19 protein-coding genes are annotated in these 19,114 nt (G+C 41.5%); 11 read left to right on the plus strand and 8 right to left on the minus strand.

The window, feature by feature from the left end:
* Nucleotides 1-20 precede the first annotated feature (20 nt).
* The 5 genes from BLS65_RS02440 to deoC all read left to right on the plus strand — a co-directional run bounded on the left by BLS65_RS02440 (nucleotide 21) and on the right by deoC (nucleotide 4,764).
* On the plus strand, nucleotides 21-2,045 hold the full coding sequence (locus BLS65_RS02440) for a tetratricopeptide repeat protein (RefSeq protein ID WP_092435305.1): 2,025 nt from the start codon (nucleotides 21-23) through the stop codon (nucleotides 2,043-2,045).
* Between the two features lie 72 nt (nucleotides 2,046-2,117).
* Nucleotides 2,118-2,825: a dipeptidase PepE gene (pepE, locus tag BLS65_RS02445; RefSeq protein ID WP_092435308.1), complete on the plus strand. Its 708-nt coding sequence runs from the start codon at nucleotides 2,118-2,120 to the stop codon at nucleotides 2,823-2,825.
* A 245-nt stretch (nucleotides 2,826-3,070) separates the two neighbouring features.
* Nucleotides 3,071-3,523, plus strand: a complete 453-nt coding sequence (gene dtd, locus BLS65_RS02450) for a D-aminoacyl-tRNA deacylase (RefSeq protein ID WP_092435367.1) — start codon at nucleotides 3,071-3,073, stop codon at nucleotides 3,521-3,523.
* Entirely contained in the window at nucleotides 3,523-3,849 is a 327-nt protein-coding gene (locus tag BLS65_RS02455) for a nucleotide pyrophosphohydrolase (RefSeq protein ID WP_092435311.1), read from the plus strand. The genes dtd and BLS65_RS02455 overlap by 1 nt, the downstream gene beginning before the upstream one ends.
* Nucleotides 3,850-3,894: 45 nt before the next feature.
* A complete protein-coding gene (gene deoC / locus BLS65_RS02460) occupies nucleotides 3,895-4,764 on the plus strand; it encodes a deoxyribose-phosphate aldolase (RefSeq protein ID WP_092435314.1) in 870 nt (289 codons plus the stop codon).
* Between the two features lie 64 nt (nucleotides 4,765-4,828).
* On the opposite strand, the gene BLS65_RS02465 is transcribed toward deoC, so the two are convergent.
* Nucleotides 4,829-5,803, minus strand: a complete 975-nt coding sequence (locus tag BLS65_RS02465; protein WP_092435318.1) for a polyprenyl synthetase family protein — start codon at nucleotides 5,801-5,803, stop codon at nucleotides 4,829-4,831.
* Nucleotides 5,804-5,954: 151 nt separating this feature from the next.
* Here BLS65_RS02465 and BLS65_RS02470 point away from each other — a divergent pair, with 151 nt between their 5' ends.
* From BLS65_RS02470 to BLS65_RS02490, 5 genes are all read left to right on the plus strand, one after another.
* Nucleotides 5,955-6,254: an ArsR/SmtB family transcription factor gene (locus BLS65_RS02470; RefSeq protein ID WP_092435321.1), complete on the plus strand. Its 300-nt coding sequence runs from the start codon at nucleotides 5,955-5,957 to the stop codon at nucleotides 6,252-6,254.
* Nucleotides 6,255-6,341: 87 nt separating this feature from the next.
* Complete coding sequence (locus tag BLS65_RS02475; RefSeq protein ID WP_092435324.1) at nucleotides 6,342-6,794, plus strand: 6-pyruvoyl trahydropterin synthase family protein; 453 nt, start codon at nucleotides 6,342-6,344, stop codon at nucleotides 6,792-6,794.
* Between the two features lie 18 nt (nucleotides 6,795-6,812).
* Nucleotides 6,813-9,590: a DNA polymerase I gene (gene polA, locus BLS65_RS02480; RefSeq protein ID WP_092435327.1), complete on the plus strand. Its 2,778-nt coding sequence runs from the start codon at nucleotides 6,813-6,815 to the stop codon at nucleotides 9,588-9,590.
* Between the two features lie 149 nt (nucleotides 9,591-9,739).
* Complete coding sequence (locus BLS65_RS17860; protein WP_096349011.1) at nucleotides 9,740-10,054, plus strand: hypothetical protein; 315 nt, start codon at nucleotides 9,740-9,742, stop codon at nucleotides 10,052-10,054.
* 121 nt (nucleotides 10,055-10,175) lie between these two features.
* Nucleotides 10,176-12,731: a tetratricopeptide repeat-containing hybrid sensor histidine kinase/response regulator gene (locus tag BLS65_RS02490; protein ID WP_092435330.1), complete on the plus strand. Its 2,556-nt coding sequence runs from the start codon at nucleotides 10,176-10,178 to the stop codon at nucleotides 12,729-12,731.
* 102 nt (nucleotides 12,732-12,833) lie between these two features.
* Here BLS65_RS02490 and BLS65_RS02495 read toward each other — a convergent pair whose 3' ends face one another.
* From BLS65_RS02495 to BLS65_RS02520, 6 genes are all read right to left on the minus strand, one after another.
* Entirely contained in the window at nucleotides 12,834-13,841 is a 1,008-nt protein-coding gene (locus tag BLS65_RS02495; protein ID WP_092435333.1) for a beta-ketoacyl-ACP synthase III, read from the minus strand.
* Nucleotides 13,841-14,782 (minus strand): phosphate acyltransferase PlsX, encoded by a 942-nt coding sequence (gene plsX / locus BLS65_RS02500; protein WP_092435336.1) that lies wholly within the window; start codon nucleotides 14,780-14,782, stop codon nucleotides 13,841-13,843. The genes BLS65_RS02495 and plsX overlap by 1 nt, the downstream gene beginning before the upstream one ends.
* Before the next feature lie 33 nt (nucleotides 14,783-14,815).
* On the minus strand, nucleotides 14,816-15,001 hold the full coding sequence (rpmF, locus tag BLS65_RS02505; protein WP_092435339.1) for a 50S ribosomal protein L32: 186 nt from the start codon (nucleotides 14,999-15,001) through the stop codon (nucleotides 14,816-14,818).
* A 13-nt stretch (nucleotides 15,002-15,014) separates the two neighbouring features.
* Entirely contained in the window at nucleotides 15,015-15,566 is a 552-nt protein-coding gene (locus BLS65_RS02510) for a YceD family protein (protein ID WP_170829977.1), read from the minus strand.
* Between the two features lie 102 nt (nucleotides 15,567-15,668).
* A complete protein-coding gene (gene typA / locus BLS65_RS02515; RefSeq protein WP_092435346.1) occupies nucleotides 15,669-17,465 on the minus strand; it encodes a translational GTPase TypA in 1,797 nt (598 codons plus the stop codon).
* A gap of 174 nt (nucleotides 17,466-17,639) precedes the next feature.
* Nucleotides 17,640-17,975, minus strand: a complete 336-nt coding sequence (locus tag BLS65_RS02520; protein ID WP_125869742.1) for a hypothetical protein — start codon at nucleotides 17,973-17,975, stop codon at nucleotides 17,640-17,642.
* 344 nt (nucleotides 17,976-18,319) lie between these two features.
* Here BLS65_RS02520 and BLS65_RS02525 point away from each other — a divergent pair, with 344 nt between their 5' ends.
* A complete protein-coding gene (locus BLS65_RS02525; RefSeq protein WP_092435351.1) occupies nucleotides 18,320-18,787 on the plus strand; it encodes a methylglyoxal synthase in 468 nt (155 codons plus the stop codon).
* A 59-nt stretch (nucleotides 18,788-18,846) separates the two neighbouring features.
* Here BLS65_RS02525 and BLS65_RS18160 read toward each other — a convergent pair.
* On the minus strand, nucleotides 18,847-19,114 hold a 268-nt coding region (locus tag BLS65_RS18160), incomplete at its 5' end, for a hypothetical protein (RefSeq protein ID WP_212590489.1).

Here is a 19,114-nt window from a genome sequence, read left to right on the forward strand (position 1 = left end):
CCATTCCTTAAACTTGGATTATGCGAAAATTATTTATCCTTCTGCTTTTAATTGGTTCATTTTCTACCATCGCTGCTCAACCCGATAGCCTCTTAAAAGTTGTTGCTACCTCCAAAAATGATTCACTCCATTATAAGGCGCTTTTGGATTTGGCTGGTATTTATTCCGATAGCGGGGATATTGGATTAGATTATCTAAATAGTGCCATACAACTGTCTCTGAGAATGAATGATGACAATAGGGTTGGAATTGCACATCACCGTAAAGGCGCTTTAAACTATCGTAAAGGGAATCTTCAACCAGCTATAGAAGACTTAAACATAGCCCTCAAATCAGTTGATAGAGCGAATACTTCTGAGTTGGGTGGCGTTTTAAATGATTTAGGTCTTGCATACAAATCAATGGGAAAGTACGAAATTGCACTTAGTTACCATCTTCAATCGTTAAAGACGTACCAATCGGCTAAAAATGAGGAGGGAGTTGGAATCGCGTACAATAATATTGGGCAGATTTACTACTATCAGAACGATTACAAAATGGCCATTGCCTATTTTACCAAGTATCGAGATATTAACAAAAAAAATGGAAAGTCAGCCGCGGTTGCTGGTTCAGAGAATAACATTGGTGGTTCCTATACCGAACTGGGAAACTTGCAATTGGCTATGCAGCATTACGTTTCCGCACGTTCTATTTATGATTCACTCGGTATTGGTTTTGGGGTTGCAATTCTCGATGACAATATTGGTTCTATTTCCTATCGCTTGGGCGATTACAAGACCGCCTTAGTAAAACATAAGTCCTCCTTTGATTACTTTAAGAAAAAGGGAATGAAGGAGAGGATGGTATTTGCCCAGCATAACCTTGGGTTGGCTCTCTTGGGTGTAGGACAATACCAAGAAGCAGAGCAAAACTTGGACCAAGCGTTTGAGTTGGCAAAGAGTATTGGTCAGTCCGAAGCAAAAAAACTCTTAACCGAATCGTTGTCGCAACTTTATGCGAAAACCGACAGGTTTAAGATGTCGCTTATGGCTTACAAAGAGTATACGGCATTAAAGGACTCTTTGAATGGGGTGGAGACGCAAACCCAAATTGCCGATATTCAGGCTAAGTATGAATCGGAAAAAAAGGAGGAAGAGTTAAGGAAGCAAAAGGAGCAATTATATCTTCAGCAAAATCTCATGATTGGAGGTTCCTTTACTATTGTTGTTTTTATCGTTTTGAGTTCTTTACTGGTGTTTGAAAACCGCAAAAAGAAGCGATTATACGTTGCCCTTGAGCAGGAGCAGCGGAAAATTACCGAGAGTATTACCTATGCGAGTAGGATTCAAGCGGCAGTTCTCCCTCCGAGCGAACTCATCCGACAATACCTGCCCGAGCATTTCATATTCTTTAAACCACGGGACATTGTAAGTGGCGATTTTTACTGGTTTTCGGTTAATCGAAACCGTGTTTACTTTGCAGCAGTGGATTGCACAGGTCATGGGGTTCCGGGCGCATTTATGAGTATGCTGGGATTTACTATGCTCAACCAAATCGTATCAACGAATGAAGATTTAACCGCAGGTGAGATTCTTAATAGGCTTCGGGCGGATGTGAAGGAGGCTCTTCACCAAAAAGGTACAATGACCGAACCCCATGACGGAATGGATATTGCTTTATGTGTTTTGGATACCGATGATTTAACCCTTCAGTTTTCCGGCGCTCGTAACCCGCTTTATCTTATTCGTTATGGAGAACTTATTCAATACTCCGGCGATTTTATGCCCATTGGGCATGCTGGTAAACTAGAGAATAGGCCATTTACTAATCACTTAATACAGCTCCAGCGCGATGATATGATTTATCTTTTCTCCGATGGGTTTACCGATCAGTTTGGCGGTGTCAGTGGACAAAAATTTAAACGTACCCTCTTTAAGAAAACGCTACTTACTATTCACAAGGAGCCGCTAGCCATACAGGAGAAGATGCTGCAAGACACTCTTTCTTCGTGGAAACTTAACTACGAGCAGGTGGATGATATTTTGGTTTTTGGAATACGCTTTTAATAGTTTTCTTTTCCAAGCAATTCTTCCTAACTTTGTAAGATAATAGAGTATAACGAAACATCACAAATTGCTATGAAGTTACTTCTGATCAGTAATTCTACGATGGCGGGCCAACCATACCTGCAATATCCGCTCCCTAACATTAAGGCGTTTCTTGGTAGTGGCGTGAAAAAAGTTCTCTTTTTTCCTTTTGCTGCGGTTACCTTTTCCTACGATGAGTATGAGGAAAAAGTGCAGAAGAAGTTTGCGGAGATTGGTATTGAGGTTGAGTCCATTCACCATTCAAAAAATTTCAAGAAATCGATTAATGAGGCAGAGGCCTTTGTCGTGGGCGGCGGAAATACGTTTAGACTGCTGAAGGTTATACAACAAAATGATCTTATCGAAACTCTTCGTTTTAGAGTTCTCGACGGTACTCCGTTTGTTGGGTGGAGTGCTGGTTCGAACGTGGCTTGCCCTACTATTTGCACTACTAATGATATGCCCGTTACTGAGCCGGACAGTTTTAGTGCATTCAACCTTGTGCGATTCCAAATCAACCCTCACTATATGGATGCCAATCCTGATGGCCATGCCGGTGAGACCCGTGAGGAGAGAATACTGGAATTTCTTGAGATGGATCCAGATGTTTACGTTGTCGGTTTGCGCGAAGGTTGTATGATCCGAATTGAGGATGCTACCATTAGTTTGATTGGTGATAGAACGATGCGTATATTTAAAAAGGGCAAAGCCCCTCGGGAGGTTGGAACTAAAGATGATTTAGATTTCCTTTTCGATTAGAAAAATAAACTGAGGCCACCGTTTGGAGGCCTTTTTTTATTGCATACGGAACAGTTTCTTGCCATCTTTTGATAGTTGTAAATTTTTTGCGTGTTCATTAACGATTGGCATGAGCAATGGAACTATTAGCAAACGTCTTGAACTCATTTGTGAATGTGAGATAAATGGCCTTAATTGGGTTTTTATCAACAGTTGCCATGTTGTTTGAGGCGATTTACTATTTTTGTTGTCCCAAATCCTCCAATATGCGTGGTTTAGTTCAGCGAGTTATTCAAGCATCGGTTACTATTGATGGTAGTGTAGTTGCAGAAATAGGTAATGGGGTTTTGGTTTTAGTTGGCATTGAAGCGGCCGATACTACAGAGGATAGCAGTTGGCTGGCTTCTAAGATTTCGGCTTTGCGTATTTTTGACGACGAAAATGGCGTGATGAACAAATCTTTGGTGGAAATCAGAGGTGAAGCCCTTGTTGTGAGCCAGTTTACGCTACACGCCCTTACTAAGAAAGGGAATCGTCCTTCCTATATTAAGGCGGCGCGGCCAGAAGTGGCAATTCCTCTTTATGAGCAATTTATTTACGATTTGCAATTAACTATCTCTACACCAATAAAAACAGGTTCCTTTGGTGCGCACATGCAATTATCGCTCATTAATGACGGACCGGTCACGATTTGGATTGATACAAAAAGCCGAGAGTAATGGATTTTGAGGAATATCAAAAAATGGTTGATGCCTGGATTAAGGCATATGGAGTGCGTTACTTTAGCGAGTTAACCAATATGGCACTTCTCACCGAGGAGGTAGGCGAACTTGCACGACTTATGGCGCGTACTTATGGCGATCAGTCGTTTAAGAAAGACGACGAAAAGGGCAGTATAGGCGATGAACTTGCCGATGTTTTTTTCGTTCTAACTTGTATTGCAAATCAAACAGGGGTCGATCTAACTGAGGCTATTTCACGAAATTTTGAAAAAAAGACCTTGCGTGATGCAGATCGTCACCACCAGAACAAGAAGCTACTATAATGTATTTATATTTTCTTAATCAGTATATAACTCAAATTAACCGACATGAGTGAATCTTACTTAAACTACGAGCTTAAGGTTAACGAAAACGAAGTCAACAGCCTTGTTGCCGACGTTAAGCACAGTATCTCCCAGCACAGAACTGACGCTAATTTCAGGAAATGCCTAAGCTTAATCGACCTTACCTCTCTAAACGCGAATGACCCCATAGGCAAGGGAGCCGAGATGGGCGCAAAGGTTAGCAATTTCTCTTCCCATTTTCCCGGAATTCAAAATGTAGCGGCTATTTGTGTTTACCCGCCATTAGTTAAGGCCGTGAGGGATAACCTTTCGGATAAAGCCGTGAAAATTGCCGCTGTTGGTGCCGGATTTCCTTCCTCTCAAACATTTATAGAGGTGAAGGAATTAGAGTGTAAGAGAACTGTTGAGGCGGGAGCCGACGAGATTGATATCGTTATTTCGCTTGGTACATTTCTCTCGGGTGACCATAAAACAGTTTATAATGAGATTGCCGCTATTAAGAAAAACATTGGAAATGCTCACCTAAAGGTTATTCTTGAAACGGGTGCACTACCTACATACGACTCAATTCGTCTGGCTAGTTTAATCTCCATGGAGGCAGGATGTGATTTCATTAAAACATCTACAGGCAAGATGGAACCTGCAGCAACTCTTGAGGCCGCTGCTATAATGTGCTTATCAATAAAGGATTATTATAACAAACATAAAATAAAGATTGGTTTTAAACCTGCTGGTGGGATTGTTACTCCCGACGATGCGTTGGGATACCTTTTGGTGGTTGAACGTATTTTGGGTGACGAGTGGACAAATCCTGAGCTTTTCCGCTTAGGTGCTAGCCGGTTGGCAAATAATCTTCTTTCTGAAATTACCGGGAAAGTAGTTAACTACTACTAATCCCATTAAATTAATAAAGGCAGCGAATTTATTCGCTGCCTTTTTTTATACTTACGTTTTTTGGTTAACTTTTTCTGTTTACAATATAGTTGGCAAGAGCTTCTAGGGCAAGTCGCGATTCACTTTCAGGAAGTTCTTGAAGCAAACTTAATGCCTCCTCTTTGAAATCGGACATTTTATTTTGAGCATAAACGATTCCTCCTTTTTGCTCCACAAAAGCCACAATTTTATCGACATCGAGTCTTTTCCTTTTCGTCTTAATTATCCTTGAAACAACGGCCTTTTTCTCGGCTGCGGTTGATTGGTTTAATGCGTGAATTAAGGGAAGTGTGAGTTTTTTCTCTTTTATATCGTTGCCTGATGGTTTTCCTGTCAATCCGGTTGGAAGGAAATCCAGCAGGTCGTCTTTTACCTGAAATGCCATTCCGAGCAACTCTCCAACTTTTTCCATACGCGACACTACTTCGGGGGAAGCCCCTGCAGAGCGTGCGCCGCTACTGGTGCATGCAGAGATCAGAACCGCTGTCTTCTTCCTTATGATGTCGTAGTAGTCCTGTTCGGTAATGTTCATTTTTCGGGTTTTTTCCATTTGGAAAAGTTCCCCCTCCGACATTTCCTTAACGGCATTCGACATAGTTTCGAGCATTGCGTATTCCTTATGCTGAACGGCCATAATTAAACCTTTCGAAAGAATAAAGTCACCCACGAGAACTGCAACTTTCGATCTCCAAAGTGCATTTATGGACCAAAATCCTCGGCGCTCGTAAGCTTCATCAACCACATCATCGTGGATAAGGGTTGCTGTGTGTAAGAGTTCAATCATTGCGGCAGCAGCATAGGTCGATCTGGTTATTTCACCGGACGCCTTCGCCGAAAGAAAAACAAATAGCGGGCGGAGCTGCTTTCCCTTTCTTCGTATTACATAGTTAAGTATGAAATCAAGGGCCTTGTAAGGTGTTTTTGCTTGGTCGCGAAAAAACATCTCAAATTCTTCAAGTTCTTTTCTTACGGGATTTTTTATGTTGTCGATTCCGCTCATGAATGATTTCTTTGGATCTCAAAGGTATAAAAATGTTCTTAATTTAGATGTTTAGAGACTAACTGTAATCCATCATAAATGTTTATTCTGCGCGATTCATATGTGATATATTGATATATTTGCATTTGTTTTAGAAGTTAAATATAGCACCATGCAGCACGTTAACGAATTGAAAATCGAACAACTTGAGCAAGCGGCCAGCATGCTTAAGGCCATAGCACATCCTATGCGAATTGCGATTTTAAGTTTTCTTGAGGACGGGAATAAAATGACCGTAACTGAAATACACCAAAAATTACAAATTGAGCAATCAACTACCTCGCATCATCTTGGTATACTTAAGGATAAGGGCGTTTTGTGTTCGAAGCGTGAGGGAAAGAACACCTTTTATTTTCTTAAGCACAACAACCTTGCTAAGATACTGGAATGTGTGAGCAAGTGTGCCATCTAGTTCGTTCGATGTATTATCGGCTTTCTCTTTATGAATTAGGGAAGTTTTATTGTCTTTTCTACAGATGTTTAATCCACAAATATTAGTATGGCTCTAATACGGCTTACCAAGGAATTTAATTTTGAAATGGCTCATTACCTATCCGGATATGACGGCGCGTGTAAAAACATTCACGGCCATTCTTATCGACTATTTGTAACGGTAATCGGTGAACCAATAAGCGAAGAAAAACATTCAAAGTTAGGTATGGTGATGGACTTTGGGCAGCTGAAGGAGTTGGTACATCGGCGCATAATTAGCAAGTTGGATCACGCGCTTCTTATTCACGATACTCCTGAATCAAAAGAACTACAACCGCTTCTTACCAAAAATTTTGAAAAGGTCGAAATTGTTGCTTATCAGCCTACTTGCGAGAATTTATTGATCCATTTTGCTGCGGTTATTAAGGCGGAGCTGCCATCTAATATTCGACTGCATCACCTTCGTTTGAATGAAACGATTACTTCATTTGCTGAATGGTATGATGAAGATAATAAATAGATTGAAATATTTGTTGAAATGAAAAAGAAGATATTTCTGCTTGATGCTTATGCCTTAATATACCGATCACATTACGCTTTTATTAATCGGCCAATTACCAATTCAAAAGGGCAGATTACCTCCGCTGTTTTTGGTTTTGTGAAAACGCTACAAGAGCTTATCAAAGCCGAAAAACCTACACACCTAGCTGTAGCCTTTGATCCAGCTGGGTTAACTTTTCGATCCGACATCTATCCACCATACAAGGCACAAAGGCCAGCGACCCCTGAGGATATTAAGTGGGCTGTTCCCGTTATTAAAAGCATTCTTAAGGCCTATAATATTCCAGTAGTTCAAGTTTCGGGATTTGAAGCTGATGATGTAATAGGAACTTTAGCTAAGCGATTTGCAGATAATGACGCTGAAGTTTTTATGTATACTCCTGATAAGGATTATATTCAGTTGGTTTCGGATAATATATACCTTTATAAACCAAAAAAATCAGGGAATGAAGCGGAGGTTTTGGGGGTAACTGAGGTGTGTGAACAGTTTGGGTTAAGCTCTCCCATTAAATTTATTGATATTTTAGCTCTTTGGGGGGATGTTTCTGATAACATTCCTGGTGCCAAGGGTATTGGCGAAAAAACTGCGACCAAACTCATTGCTGAATTTGGTAGTGCTGAGGAGGTTATTGCTAATGCCGGTACGTTAAAGGGAAAAATTCAAGATATCGTAACGAGCCATGCCGATTCTATCCTTCTTTCAAAGACACTTGCTACGATAGATCTGAATGTTCCCATTGCACTCGAACTGGATTCCCTGGTTTTACAGCCAGCAAACAATCAAGAGTTAATCATGCTTTTTGAAGAGTTGGAGTTCCGTTCGATGCTTAAGGATTTAAGCCAAACACCAGTTCCGAAACTAGTACCTGCTGGAGTGCCAACCCAAGGCGATCTGTTCGATACGGGTTTATTTGCGTCCACAAGTTCCTATAAAACCATAGCCGATTTTTCTAAGAAATATCAACTTGTCGACAACGAAAATAATTTGATGTTGTTTTTGGATAAGTTAAAGTATGTAAATGCTTTTTGTTTCGATACCGAAACAACAAGTTTAGATGTTTTTAACTGTTCGCTGGTCGGCATTGCTTTTAGCTGGGAGGTAAATCATGGATACTTCGTTTATTTGCCCAAAGAATCGGTTGTCCGAGAGCGGTGGATGAAGGAACTCTCACTGTTTTTAACTTCTCCAAAAATCCTAAAAATTGGACAGAACCTAAAGTTTGATATAATGGTTCTGGCTCAAAATGGAATATCGGTGGCGGGACCGCTATTTGATACCATGATTGCTCACTACCTTCTCGATCCAGAATCGAGGCATGGAATGGATTTGCTTAGCGAGCGCTATTTGAACTATAAGCCAATTGGTATTACCGACTTGATTGGGAGTAAAGGTGTTTCTCAACTAAATATGAGCCAAGTATCTCCAGAGCGTGTTTCGGAGTATGCCTGTGAAGATGCAGATGTTACTTGGCAGCTCTATGAAATATTTAAAAGAGAAATAGAGGATAAGCAGTTGACTAAACTGTTTTACGATATTGAACTGCCCTTAGTGAGTGTTCTTGCCGAAATGGAGATGGCTGGTGTTCGCGTCGATATTTCTTCTTTAGAGGCTTATGGTATTGTTCTTAATGGACAACTTATTGATCTCGATAATGACATTAAAAGGCTTGCGGGTTTGCCCGACCTAAATATTAGTTCTCCGAAGCAGCTTGGATACGTTTTGTTCGATATTCTCAAGCTTGGCGACGGTTCCGATTCTGTTAAAAAGACAAAGAGTAAGCAGTATTCTACCAGCGAGGAAGTTCTTCAAAAGATGATTGGGCAGCATGAAATTGTCGGAAAAATTTTGGATTTTCGATCGCTTAAAAAATTGCTCTCGTCTTACATTGAGTCTATTCCGCAACTTATAAACAGCAAAACAGGTTTAATTCACAGTAATTTTAATCAGGCAGTAACCTCTACGGGCAGGTTGAGTTCAAATAATCCCAACCTTCAAAATATACCAGTTAGGGGAGAACGGGGTCGGGAAATACGCAAGGCGTTTATTCCGATAAACACTGAAAGTGTTCTGCTTTCCGCGGATTATTCTCAAATTGAACTGCGAATAATGGCCCATCTTTCCGGTGACCAAGGACTCATTGATGCATTTATTGCAGGGGAGGACATTCATACCGCGACTGCTGCTAAGATTTTTGGAATGCCGCTAAGTGAAGTTACACGCGATATGAGGTCGAAAGCAAAGACAGCAAACTTTGGTATTATCTATGGCATATCTTCTTTTGGGCTAAGCCAACGTCTAAATATTGGTCGGGCGGAGGCCAAGGCACTTATAGACGGGTACTTTAACTCGTATCCTGGTGTAAAGAGTTATATGGAAAACGTAGTTGCCAAGGCTAGAGAGACTGGCTTTGTGGACACTATTTTTGGTAGGAGGCGGTATCTGCCTGGAATTGGTTCCAACAACCAAATGATGCGAGGGTTGGCTGAACGAAATGCAATTAACGCCCCCATTCAGGGTTCGGCTGCAGATATTATAAAAATTGCAATGATTGCCATCCAGAAGGAAATTAAAGGATCGGATTTAGTGAGCAAAATGATTATGCAGGTTCACGATGAGTTGGTTTTTAATGTCCTCGAATCGGAGCTGGACGTGGTTCGACCGATGGTAACTTCCTGCATGCAGGATGCTGTTGCCCTTTCCGTTCCGCTGATTGTAGAGTCTGGAATAGGGAACACATGGCTCGATGCACATTAAAATAGTTTTAATTGATCCTAAATGATACCCATATCGGTGATGTAAGCAAAAAAATATTTATAATTGCAAAAGGGAATAATCTCTCCCGAACTTTTTTGGTTTTTTAATTAGTACTAACTTAAACCTGGTTGAACCTAATAGGTGCCAAAATGAAAGCGCAGAAGGACCTTAAAACAGAGAACAACTCAACTTCGATTGAATCTGATGAGTTGATGAGGCGAAAGCTTAAACCTGAGAAGAAAGAGAAAAATCAAAAACGCTCGATTTTTTCTGAAATAGAAGAGTTAGACGACCCTGAACTTACGTACAAACCGGAAGATGATTCTTTAGAGGATTATTTAGACGACGATGACGATGATTATGATGACGAAGGGGATTATGATGACGAAGGGGATGATGAGGATGATGATGACGGCGAAGATGATGATGACGACGATGATTTAGACGATCATCCGAAACGTTAAAATACTGGATATCAGAAATACTATACTAAGGGCGCTAATTGGCGCCCTTTTTTATTTTTCTTTCAGTTTTTTTTAATACTCCATTTTTTTATTAGCTTTCAGCGATGTGATCTCTACTACCATGAAACTCTTTCGTTGTTTTTTTGTAGGTTTTGTTTTTTATTTTGGATGTGCATGGAGCATTCAAGGAAAAGAGTTGTCGGTCAGCGATAGTGCTCCAGATACGGTTAAGGCGATCTACCAAAAGCTAACAGGAAAGCCTCGATTGCTACAATTATTGGAGTTAAGTAAACAAACACTCCAGAATAACCCACGTCTTAGCAAGCAGCTATCATCTCAAGCTATCTCTTTAGCCTTGGAGTTGGGTGCCAAAGAAGAACAGGGGTATGCTAACTTATACTTCGGAAATGCCTCTTTTTTTCTGGGTGATTATTTTAATGCTCAAGAATCGTTGAGCCGAAGCCTGTCTATTGCTCAAGGTCTCGGGAATCAAAGACTTTTGGTTGATGTCTACGATGCTTTTGGGACGGTTTACACTTCCACTGGTGATTTTCAGAAGGCATTGAAATACTTCAAGTCTGCCTTTCAAATTATTTTGCAAATTGACTTTCCCGAAGAGCGTTCCTCTATTATTCGAAAAATCGGGAATATCTATTTCCAGTTTGGGGATAACCAAAAGGCACTTGATTTTTATCTTGTTGCTCTTGAAACGAGCCGAAAGGGTAACGACCAAGAAGGAGTAAGCATGGCTTATAACAATATTGGGAGGATATTTACTGAGCAAGGAAAATATACAGAAGCCCTTGATTACTTCGACAAAGCCCTAAAAATCAAAAAACATGTTGGCTCCGAGATTTCCATTTCTAATACGCTACTTAATATTGGCCGAACCTATGAGAAGATGGCGAAATTTGGACTCGCCGAAAAATATTATCTAGAGGTACTTAAAACAAGGTCCCGGTTGGAGAACCCCGAAGGAGTCGCTAGCGCTCAGCAGTATTTATCGAGGGTTTATTTACAGTCGGCGAGAGCTCCTTTAGGCGAGAGGCTCCTTAAAAAATCAATACACTTAGCCGATTCTTTCGGTTTAGATGGCTTAAAAGTAAGTGGTTATCAACAGCTGGCCGAATATTATACTCGAAGTAACCGATATAAGGAAGCTTTAGATGCATTATTAAGCTACAATAAGGCCAAGGACAGTGTTTATAGCAATGAGAAGCGGCGATTCTTGGTTGAGGTCGATTCACGATATAAGTTTGAGTCATCCGAGTATCGTATTAAAATGCTCTCGAAGGAAGCTGCTTTAAAGGCAAGTGAATTAAAGGAAGCAAGATGGGTCGGGTACTTCTGGGCCATTCTTTTCTTATGTTTTGTTTTGGTTTCATATTTGCTTTTCCATAACTATCAGTTGAAAAGCAGCATTAATAAAAAGTTGGTATTAGAGATTGAAGAACGCAAAAAGGCCCAGCTCGAATTAGTGAGATACCAAATAGACCTTGAGCGCATTGTCGACGACAGAACAGCCCAACTTAAGGAAGCCAAGGATTGTGCCGAGCAGTCGGATAGGCTAAAATCTTCTTTTCTGGCTAATATTTCACACGAGGTAAGAACTCCTATGAATGCAATTGTAGGTTTTACATCATTTTTACTTGAACCTTCATTAGATAAAAAGAGCCAAACGGAAGCTCTCAGCCAGATTAAAGTAAACGGCGATATACTGCTATCGCTTTTAAACGACATTCTCGATATTTCTCTCATTGAAGTTGATCAACTAAAAATTGTTAACGGATATTTTAACATCGAACGATCCATTGAAGAGGTGGTGAGTCAGAAACAGTCTATTTCATCCCAATGGTTAAAGCCTGGCGTAGAATTGAAGTTTACTCCGGACACTCAGTTCGAGGGTATGCTCTTTGCCGACGAATCTAGGTTTCGGCAGATTCTTGGGAATTTATTGAGCAATGCTCTTAAATTTACCGACCAAGGGTATATTGAGATTGGCTATCGTGTAGAGCAATTGATGGTTGTGTTTTTTGTAAGGGATACTGGCATTGGTGTTCCCCGTGGGAACCAAAGAGCAATATTCGATAGGTTTTCGAAGTTTAACGCCTCTGAGGATCGATTTTATTCCGGCACTGGTATTGGTCTTAGTTTGTGTAAGGACATTGTTGGCCTTATGGATGGTAATATTTGGGTAGATTCCACACCTGGGAATGGAAGTACATTTTACTTCTCACTTCCGTTTACTGAGGAAATGTCCGGTAGTTCGAAACAAATGAAAGGAGAAAAGAAAATGGGCGGTTTGGGTCTCGACTTTTCAGGAAAGACTATTTTGGTTGCCGAGGATGTTGAATCAAATTTTTTATTAGTTAACGCTTTGCTTAAGAGCAGCGGTGCGCGAATCCTTTGGGCAAAAGATGGTTTGGAGGCAATAGATTTTTCTGTCAAGGATGAGATTAATCTCGTGCTAATGGATATACGGATGCCAAAGTTGGATGGAGTAGATGCAACAAAAAAAATAAAAGAGATGTTTCCAAATTTGCCAATTGTTATCCTCACTGCATTTAGTCATCAGGAAGAGATGAATCGATGCTACGATGCCGGTTGTTCTGCTTACCTGTTAAAGCCAATAAAAAAGGCCGAGTTGTACTCAGTTGTTGCCCGGCTGCTTTTGTAGTCTAAATCGACTTGTTTTTGACCTTTAATGCGACCATGCGTTGCCGAAGCCAAATAAAAAAGCCGATCGACAACGATCGGCTTTGTCTATAAGTTTTTTGTGTTACTCTACTTTACTTCCGTCGTAGGCCCACTTCAAGTAAGCTGCACCCCAAGTGAATCCGGCACCAAAGGTCGCCAAAATCAGGTTGTCGCCTTTCTTAAGTTGTTTTTCCCACTCCCAAAGGCAGAGCGGTAGTGTTGCGGAGGTAGTATTTCCGTAGCGCTCAATGTTAATCATCACTTTTTCCTTAGGTAGGTCCATCCTTTTTGCGGTGGCTTCGATAATTCGCATGTTGGCTTGATGGGGCACTAGCCAGGCAAGTGTCTCGGGCGTCAGGTTGTGCTTTTCCATCATTGCGGCAGCGGTATCTGCCATATTTGATACGGCAGCTTTGAAAACGGCCTGTCCCTCTTGATAAATAAAATGCTGTCTGCTGGCCACTGTCGCAGCACTTGCGGGATAGCATGATCCGCCTGCAGTTTGGTAGAGGTGTTTTCTTCCAGATCCATCTACCTGCATCATGGAGTCAATCATTCCAAGACCTTCGGTCGAAGGTTCCAGCATTACTGCTCCTCCACCATCTCCAAATATTGGGCAAGTGGCGCGATCGGTATAGTCTGTAATGGACGACATTTTGTCGGCGCCTACAACAATTATTTTCTTGTGCGAGCCCGATTCAATAAACTTGGTGGCGGTTACTAGTGCATACAAAAAACTGGAGCATCCTGCATTAATATCATAACCAAAGGCGTTTTTAATACCCACTTTATCGCAGATAATATTTGCCGTAGCCGGAAATTGCATGTCGGGAGTCACCGTTCCACATATTAACATGTCAATATCATCGGGTGATGTATTGGTTTTCTTGAGAAGTTGGAGTACTGCTTTGGTTCCCATTTCTGAAGTTCCGTTGCCTTCTCCTTTAAGAATTCTTCTCTCCTTAATTCCTATTCTGGTCATAATCCACTCGTCGGTGGTATCAACCATATGGCTTATTTCTTCGTTGGTAAGTATGTATTCTGGTACATACCCCCCAATTCCTGTGATTGCTGCAGTAATTTTTGCCATTAGCTCAAAGCCTCCTTAATTTTTACTACCAACCCGGCACTTATAACTTTTTGGGTTTGCAGAATCATGTTTTTGATGGCATTAGCATTGGATACTCCGTGACCTATAATTACAGGAGCATTCACCCCAAGTAGTGGGGTGCCGCCATAGTGCTCAAAGTTGAATCGTTCAAAAAATGTATCGGAGATGCCTCTTCGCTGAAGCAATGTATAGAATCCTTCAGCTTCTTTAAGAACAATATTTCCTGTGAAACCATCACATACCAATACATCTGCCGAATCTTCATCAAAGATACGATTTGCTTCTATATTTCCGATGAACCGGATACTCGTTGCCTCCTTAAGCATTTGGTGTGTGCTTTTCGCAACCAAATTTCCCTTATCGGCTTCCTCTCCAATGTTTAAAAGACCTACGGTGGGAGACGTTACACCAAAAACTTCTTTGGCGTAAATGCTTCCAAGTAGGGCGTACTGGTAGAGCACGTCGGGACTAGCGTCGGGATTAAGACCGGAGTCTATTAATAGACCTGTTTTCGTTTCACTGATAGGTAGGAACGAAGCGATGCCTGGTCGTATGATTCCGGGAATGGGCTTAATGGTGTACATTGCTCCAACAAGCATTGCGCCGGTACTTCCTGCGCTGGCAAAACCATCAAGGTCACCATTTGCCAGCATGCCAAACCCGACCGCAAGGGACGAATCCGGCTTTTGCTGAAATGCTTTTGTTGGGTGATCACCCATGTTAATCACCTGAGTTGTTCCAACGATGTCGAAATTGCTTGATGAAACTCCCTCTCGGAGAAGAATTTCATGGATTTGGCTTTCGTTGCCAATTAAGACAATTCTTACTTCGCTGTGAACTTCTCGATGGGCTTGAATCGCTCCTAAAACTGTGGCTTCAGGAGCAAAATCGCCACCCATGGCGTCAACACCAATTCTCATAGATTGCCAGTTATTAACAGGTCAATCGGGAGTTTAGGCTGTAACCTTTTTCTCGATAGCAAGTCTTCCTCTGTAGAATCCGCAATCTGGGCAAACTCTATGGTAAAGAACTGGTGAACCACAGTTGGAGCAAGTTGCAAGTGTTGGTGCAACTGCTTTGTAGTGTGTTCTGCGCTTATTTCTCCTCTGCTTGGAGATTTTGTGTTTTGGATGTGCCATGGTAAATCAATGTTTAGTTATCGCTTATGTTTGATTTCAGTTCATTCAACTTCTTTTTCCAATCATCTGCCCCTTCTGCTTTAGGCTCCTCTGTAACAGTAAACTGCTGAAGGCGTTTTAGCATGTCCGGATTGCATTGCGGCTTACCCTTTTTGTCGTTAGGATGTACGCGTCGGACAGGTAAACTTAAGCAGATCCAGTCGTAGAGCGGTTGCTTGATATCAAGTTCGCTTTCCGAGGGCAAGAGAAATACAAGGTCATCGTTTTCCGACTCGTTGTTTTCTCTCTCTGAAAATTTCACGTAGAGCGTTCCGTTGGCGTCGACCTTGGTGCTGAATGTTTCAAGACACCGATCGCAAATCACCTCTACTTCACCCAAAACGTGAACATCCAGTTTGATAAACGTTGAATTTTTTTCGAGTACAATGTTGGCTATAAGCGTGCCTTTGGTAATCTCTGATTCCTCAAAATCAGAAAAAAAACCGTCGGTAATCTCGAACTCCAACTCGTGCCTACCCGGCTTCAAACCCTTTATAGGGATTGAATAATCTGTTAGGTGACTCACTTTTTTCTCAAAAAAATATCGTGCAAAAGTATAAATTAAAACCAGAATAAAAAAATTATTCTATGTTTTGTAACTGTCAGACAAATAGGTGTGTTGCCCTAATTATTTTGCTTTACGCTTTCTTTCGTTCTCGTCGAGAATAATCTTTCGGATGCGAATTGATTTAGGCGTAAGCTCTACATATTCATCTTCCTGGATGTATTCCAATGCCTCTTCTAAGCTGAAAACGATTGGAGGTGGAAGGGTAACCTTCTCGTCGGTACCGGCGGCACGAACGTTGGTGAGTTTTTTCGGTTTGGTTACGTTAACTGCAAGATCGCCAACACGTGAGTGCTCGCCAATTACTTGTCCAACGTAAATTTCTTCGTGGTCGCCGATAAAAAATCTACCTCTGTCCTGAAGTTTGTTTAGGGAGTAGTCGTAGGCAATTCCTGTTTCGAGGGAAACCAACGAACCGGTAAGCCTTTTTTCTATTTCGCCTTTATAAGGTTGGTATCCGGTGAAGATATGGGCCATAACTGCTTCCCCTGCAGTTGCAGTTAGAAGGTTGTTTCTAAGGCCAATAATTCCACGGGAAGGGATTTCGAATTCAAGGTGCATCCGATCGCCTCTGCGCTCCATAACTTTAAGGTCGCCCTTACGCTTGGAAACCATTTCGATGGCTTTGCCCGAAACCTCTTCAGGTAAGTCGATGGTTAACTCTTCGAATGGTTCGCACTTAACGCCATCAATTTCCTTAATAATAACGCGTGGCTGACCAATCTGAATTTCGTATCCTTCACGGCGCATTGTCTCCAAAAGAATGGAAAGGTGAAGCACACCTCTACCAAATACCATGAATGCGTCGGCGCTTCCGGTTGCCTCAACACGAAGAGCTAGGTTTTTTTCTAGTTCCTTGTCGAGACGGTCTTTTAGGTGACGTGAGGTCACATATTTACCATCTCTTCCGAAGAATGGAGAGTTGTTGATTGTGAAGAGCATACTCATGGTAGGCTCATCGATGGCAATAGGGGTTAGTGGTTCTGGGTTTTCGAAATCGCAAATTGAATCGCCAATTTCGAAGCCTTCGATACCTACTACGGCTCCAATTTCGCCAGCTTCGACCTTATCGGTTTTTGCTTTTCCTAAGCCTTCGAAGGTGTATAACTCCTTAATTTTTGAGCGGACAATTCTTCCGTCTGCTTTTGCAAGCGCTACAATTTGGCCTGTTTCCAAGGTTCCGCGGTGCATTTTACCAACAGCAATTCTACCTACGTAACTCGAAAAGTCGAGCGAGGTGATCAACATTTGTGGTGTACCTTGAAATGCCTTTGGCGCAGGAATATGCTTTACAATAGCATCTAGTAACGGGGTGATATCTGTGCCTGGATTTCTCCAGTCGGTCGCCATCCATCCGTTTTTTGCGCTACCATATATAGTTGGGAAATCTAGCTGATCTTCGGTGGCATGCAGGTTGAACATGAGTTCGAAAACTTGCTCTTGCACTTCCTCTGGACGGCAGTTTGGCTTGTCAACTTTATTAATTACCACAATTGGCTTTAGGCCAAGTGAGAGTGCTTTCGATAGCACAAATCTGGTTTGGGGCATGGTTCCTTCAAATGCATCCACAAGAAGAAGAACTCCATCTGCCATATTGAGAACCCGCTCAACCTCTCCGCCAAAGTCGGCGTGGCCTGGGGTATCAATGATGTTAATTTTTACATCATTATAGGTTACAGAAACGTTTTTGGCAAGAATGGTAATGCCACGTTCGCGCTCTAGGTCGTTACTATCTAAGATCAGGTCTCCGTGTACCTCGTTCTCGCGAAAAAGCTTGGCCTGAAAAATCATTTTGTCCACGAGCGTAGTCTTGCCGTGGTCGACGTGTGCAATAATTGCAATGTTCCTAAGTTCCCTCATTAATTCCCAATGATATTAGCGCGCAAAGGTATACATTCTTTTTCGTTTTATTTTTTGTTTTTAGGAGGCGATATATTTATACTGGCTAATAACTATGGTTATTAGTGCAATGCCTAACATGTTTTGAAATAGAAATGGTTGTAAACAGACAGGGTTTGTGGTTTTCGAACAGAATTACTTTTTTGTTTTTTTGGAAAAAAACAAGTAGATCAACCAACGGTAGGCGTTGAGAAAATGATTGTCGGATAAGGTGGCCTGAACAATGTAATGTTTTCCGTCTACCACTATTTGAGTAATTTGGTTGTAGTAGACCTGCTCTGGTATTCCGGTATTCTCGTTTATTACCACAACTTGATGGCTGAAGGTGGTGGCCAACTTGGGCACCGGGACAAAGAAGAGGTTGTTTTTGGTGTGTATTAGCACTTGGTAGTGAGCCTTTTTCTGAAGAGCATTAAACTTCTCCTCCGACAACCAGATTGGCGTTCCTGAATCTTGTTCGTTTCGGTCCATGGCAGGCATGTTTAGTGACTCAATATACAAAAAAGCGGAAGACCATCCTTAGCGTTGAATTTCTGTTATACGCAATAGCCTTAAAATGGATGGGCTATTTGTCTACAGAATTGATGCTTGTAAAGCTATTTTGGAGGGAAACGCGGTAGGGCAGTGAGGATATTGAGAGCTAAATTTAAAAATGTAATCACATGGCTTGAACCAAATCGATAATGCCTTGGTTTTCATAGAAAACAATCGATAGCGCAATTTCTTTATAGAAAAGTAACCTTAGTGTTATATAAGTAATGGAGGATTGCCCTAAATTTACGCGCAAACTGAATACGTAACTTACTTTTTGAAGAATGGATGCAAAGAAACGAATTGCCTTAGTTGCACACGACAAGCGGAAGAAGGATCTGATTGAATGGGTGGAGTGGAATTCCACTGAGTTGTTGCGCCACGATATTATATGCACAGGAACTACAGGCCGGTTGATTGAGGAAGCGATTCATTTCAAAGAGGGACATGCCTCCAAGGGGTTAAAGATTACGCGCTTAAAGTCGGGACCGCTGGGTGGCGATCAACAGCTGGGCGCGATGATTGCCGAGGGAAAGGTGGATATGCTTATTTTCTTTTGGGATCCGATGGAGCAGCAGCCGCACGATGTGGACGTTAAGGCCTTGCTTCGAATTGCAGTGCTTTACAATATCCCCACTGCGAGCAATCGTTCCACTGCCGATTTTATTATCTCTTCCCCACTCTTGACAGAACCTTATCAGCCCAAGGTTAAGAATTACTCCGACTACCTGAACCGTATTGTGGAGATGTAGGGTGGACTAATTTGAAAATTAGCCGATTTGAAGATGGAGGACAGAATGTTACTTTAGTGTCAAGTTTCACAAGATTGTTTATGACAACTTGTTTGATTAATATATTTCAAAGATAAAACTTTATTTTTAAACTCATCAGGTTCTTGTAAAAATATTTCCGGTTTAATTTCGAACCATTTTTCGATAGCTTGAAAAGGTGTTTTCACATTAAGTTCTTTTCTTAAACCTCCGTGTCTTCGGTAGAGAATATAATACATCAAAAACTCAATTAAGCCTTTTTGCATTTCATCCTTATTATTGTATTCAGTTCTTTTAATCGTATTGTTT

Origin of the sequence: Williamwhitmania taraxaci, assembly GCF_900096565.1 — a bacterium.
Classification (GTDB): Bacteria; Bacteroidota; Bacteroidia; order Bacteroidales; family Williamwhitmaniaceae; genus Williamwhitmania; species Williamwhitmania taraxaci.

Coding starts and splice junctions, on each gene's coding strand:
- BLS65_RS17860 (WP_096349011.1), top strand. CDS start 9,740: ATGAAAGCGCAGAAGGACCTTAAAACAGAGAACAACTCAACTTCGATT.
- BLS65_RS02465 (WP_092435318.1), bottom strand. CDS start 5,803: ATGAGCGGAATCGACAACATAAAAAATCCCGTAAGAAAAGAACTTGAA.
- dtd (WP_092435367.1), top strand. CDS start 3,071: ATGCGTGGTTTAGTTCAGCGAGTTATTCAAGCATCGGTTACTATTGAT.
- BLS65_RS02495 (WP_092435333.1), bottom strand. CDS start 13,841: ATGGCAAAAATTACTGCAGCAATCACAGGAATTGGGGGGTATGTACCA.
- typA (WP_092435346.1), bottom strand. CDS start 17,465: ATGAGGGAACTTAGGAACATTGCAATTATTGCACACGTCGACCACGGC.
- BLS65_RS02470 (WP_092435321.1), top strand. CDS start 5,955: ATGCAGCACGTTAACGAATTGAAAATCGAACAACTTGAGCAAGCGGCC.
- BLS65_RS02525 (WP_092435351.1), top strand. CDS start 18,320: ATGGATGCAAAGAAACGAATTGCCTTAGTTGCACACGACAAGCGGAAG.
- BLS65_RS02490 (WP_092435330.1), top strand. CDS start 10,176: ATGAAACTCTTTCGTTGTTTTTTTGTAGGTTTTGTTTTTTATTTTGGA.
- pepE (WP_092435308.1), top strand. CDS start 2,118: ATGAAGTTACTTCTGATCAGTAATTCTACGATGGCGGGCCAACCATAC.
- plsX (WP_092435336.1), bottom strand. CDS start 14,782: ATGAGAATTGGTGTTGACGCCATGGGTGGCGATTTTGCTCCTGAAGCC.
- BLS65_RS02455 (WP_092435311.1), top strand. CDS start 3,523: ATGGATTTTGAGGAATATCAAAAAATGGTTGATGCCTGGATTAAGGCA.
- deoC (WP_092435314.1), top strand. CDS start 3,895: ATGAGTGAATCTTACTTAAACTACGAGCTTAAGGTTAACGAAAACGAA.
- BLS65_RS02440 (WP_092435305.1), top strand. CDS start 21: ATGCGAAAATTATTTATCCTTCTGCTTTTAATTGGTTCATTTTCTACC.
- polA (WP_092435327.1), top strand. CDS start 6,813: ATGAAAAAGAAGATATTTCTGCTTGATGCTTATGCCTTAATATACCGA.
- BLS65_RS02475 (WP_092435324.1), top strand. CDS start 6,342: ATGGCTCTAATACGGCTTACCAAGGAATTTAATTTTGAAATGGCTCAT.
- rpmF (WP_092435339.1), bottom strand. CDS start 15,001: ATGGCACATCCAAAACACAAAATCTCCAAGCAGAGGAGAAATAAGCGC.
- BLS65_RS02520 (WP_125869742.1), bottom strand. CDS start 17,975: ATGGACCGAAACGAACAAGATTCAGGAACGCCAATCTGGTTGTCGGAG.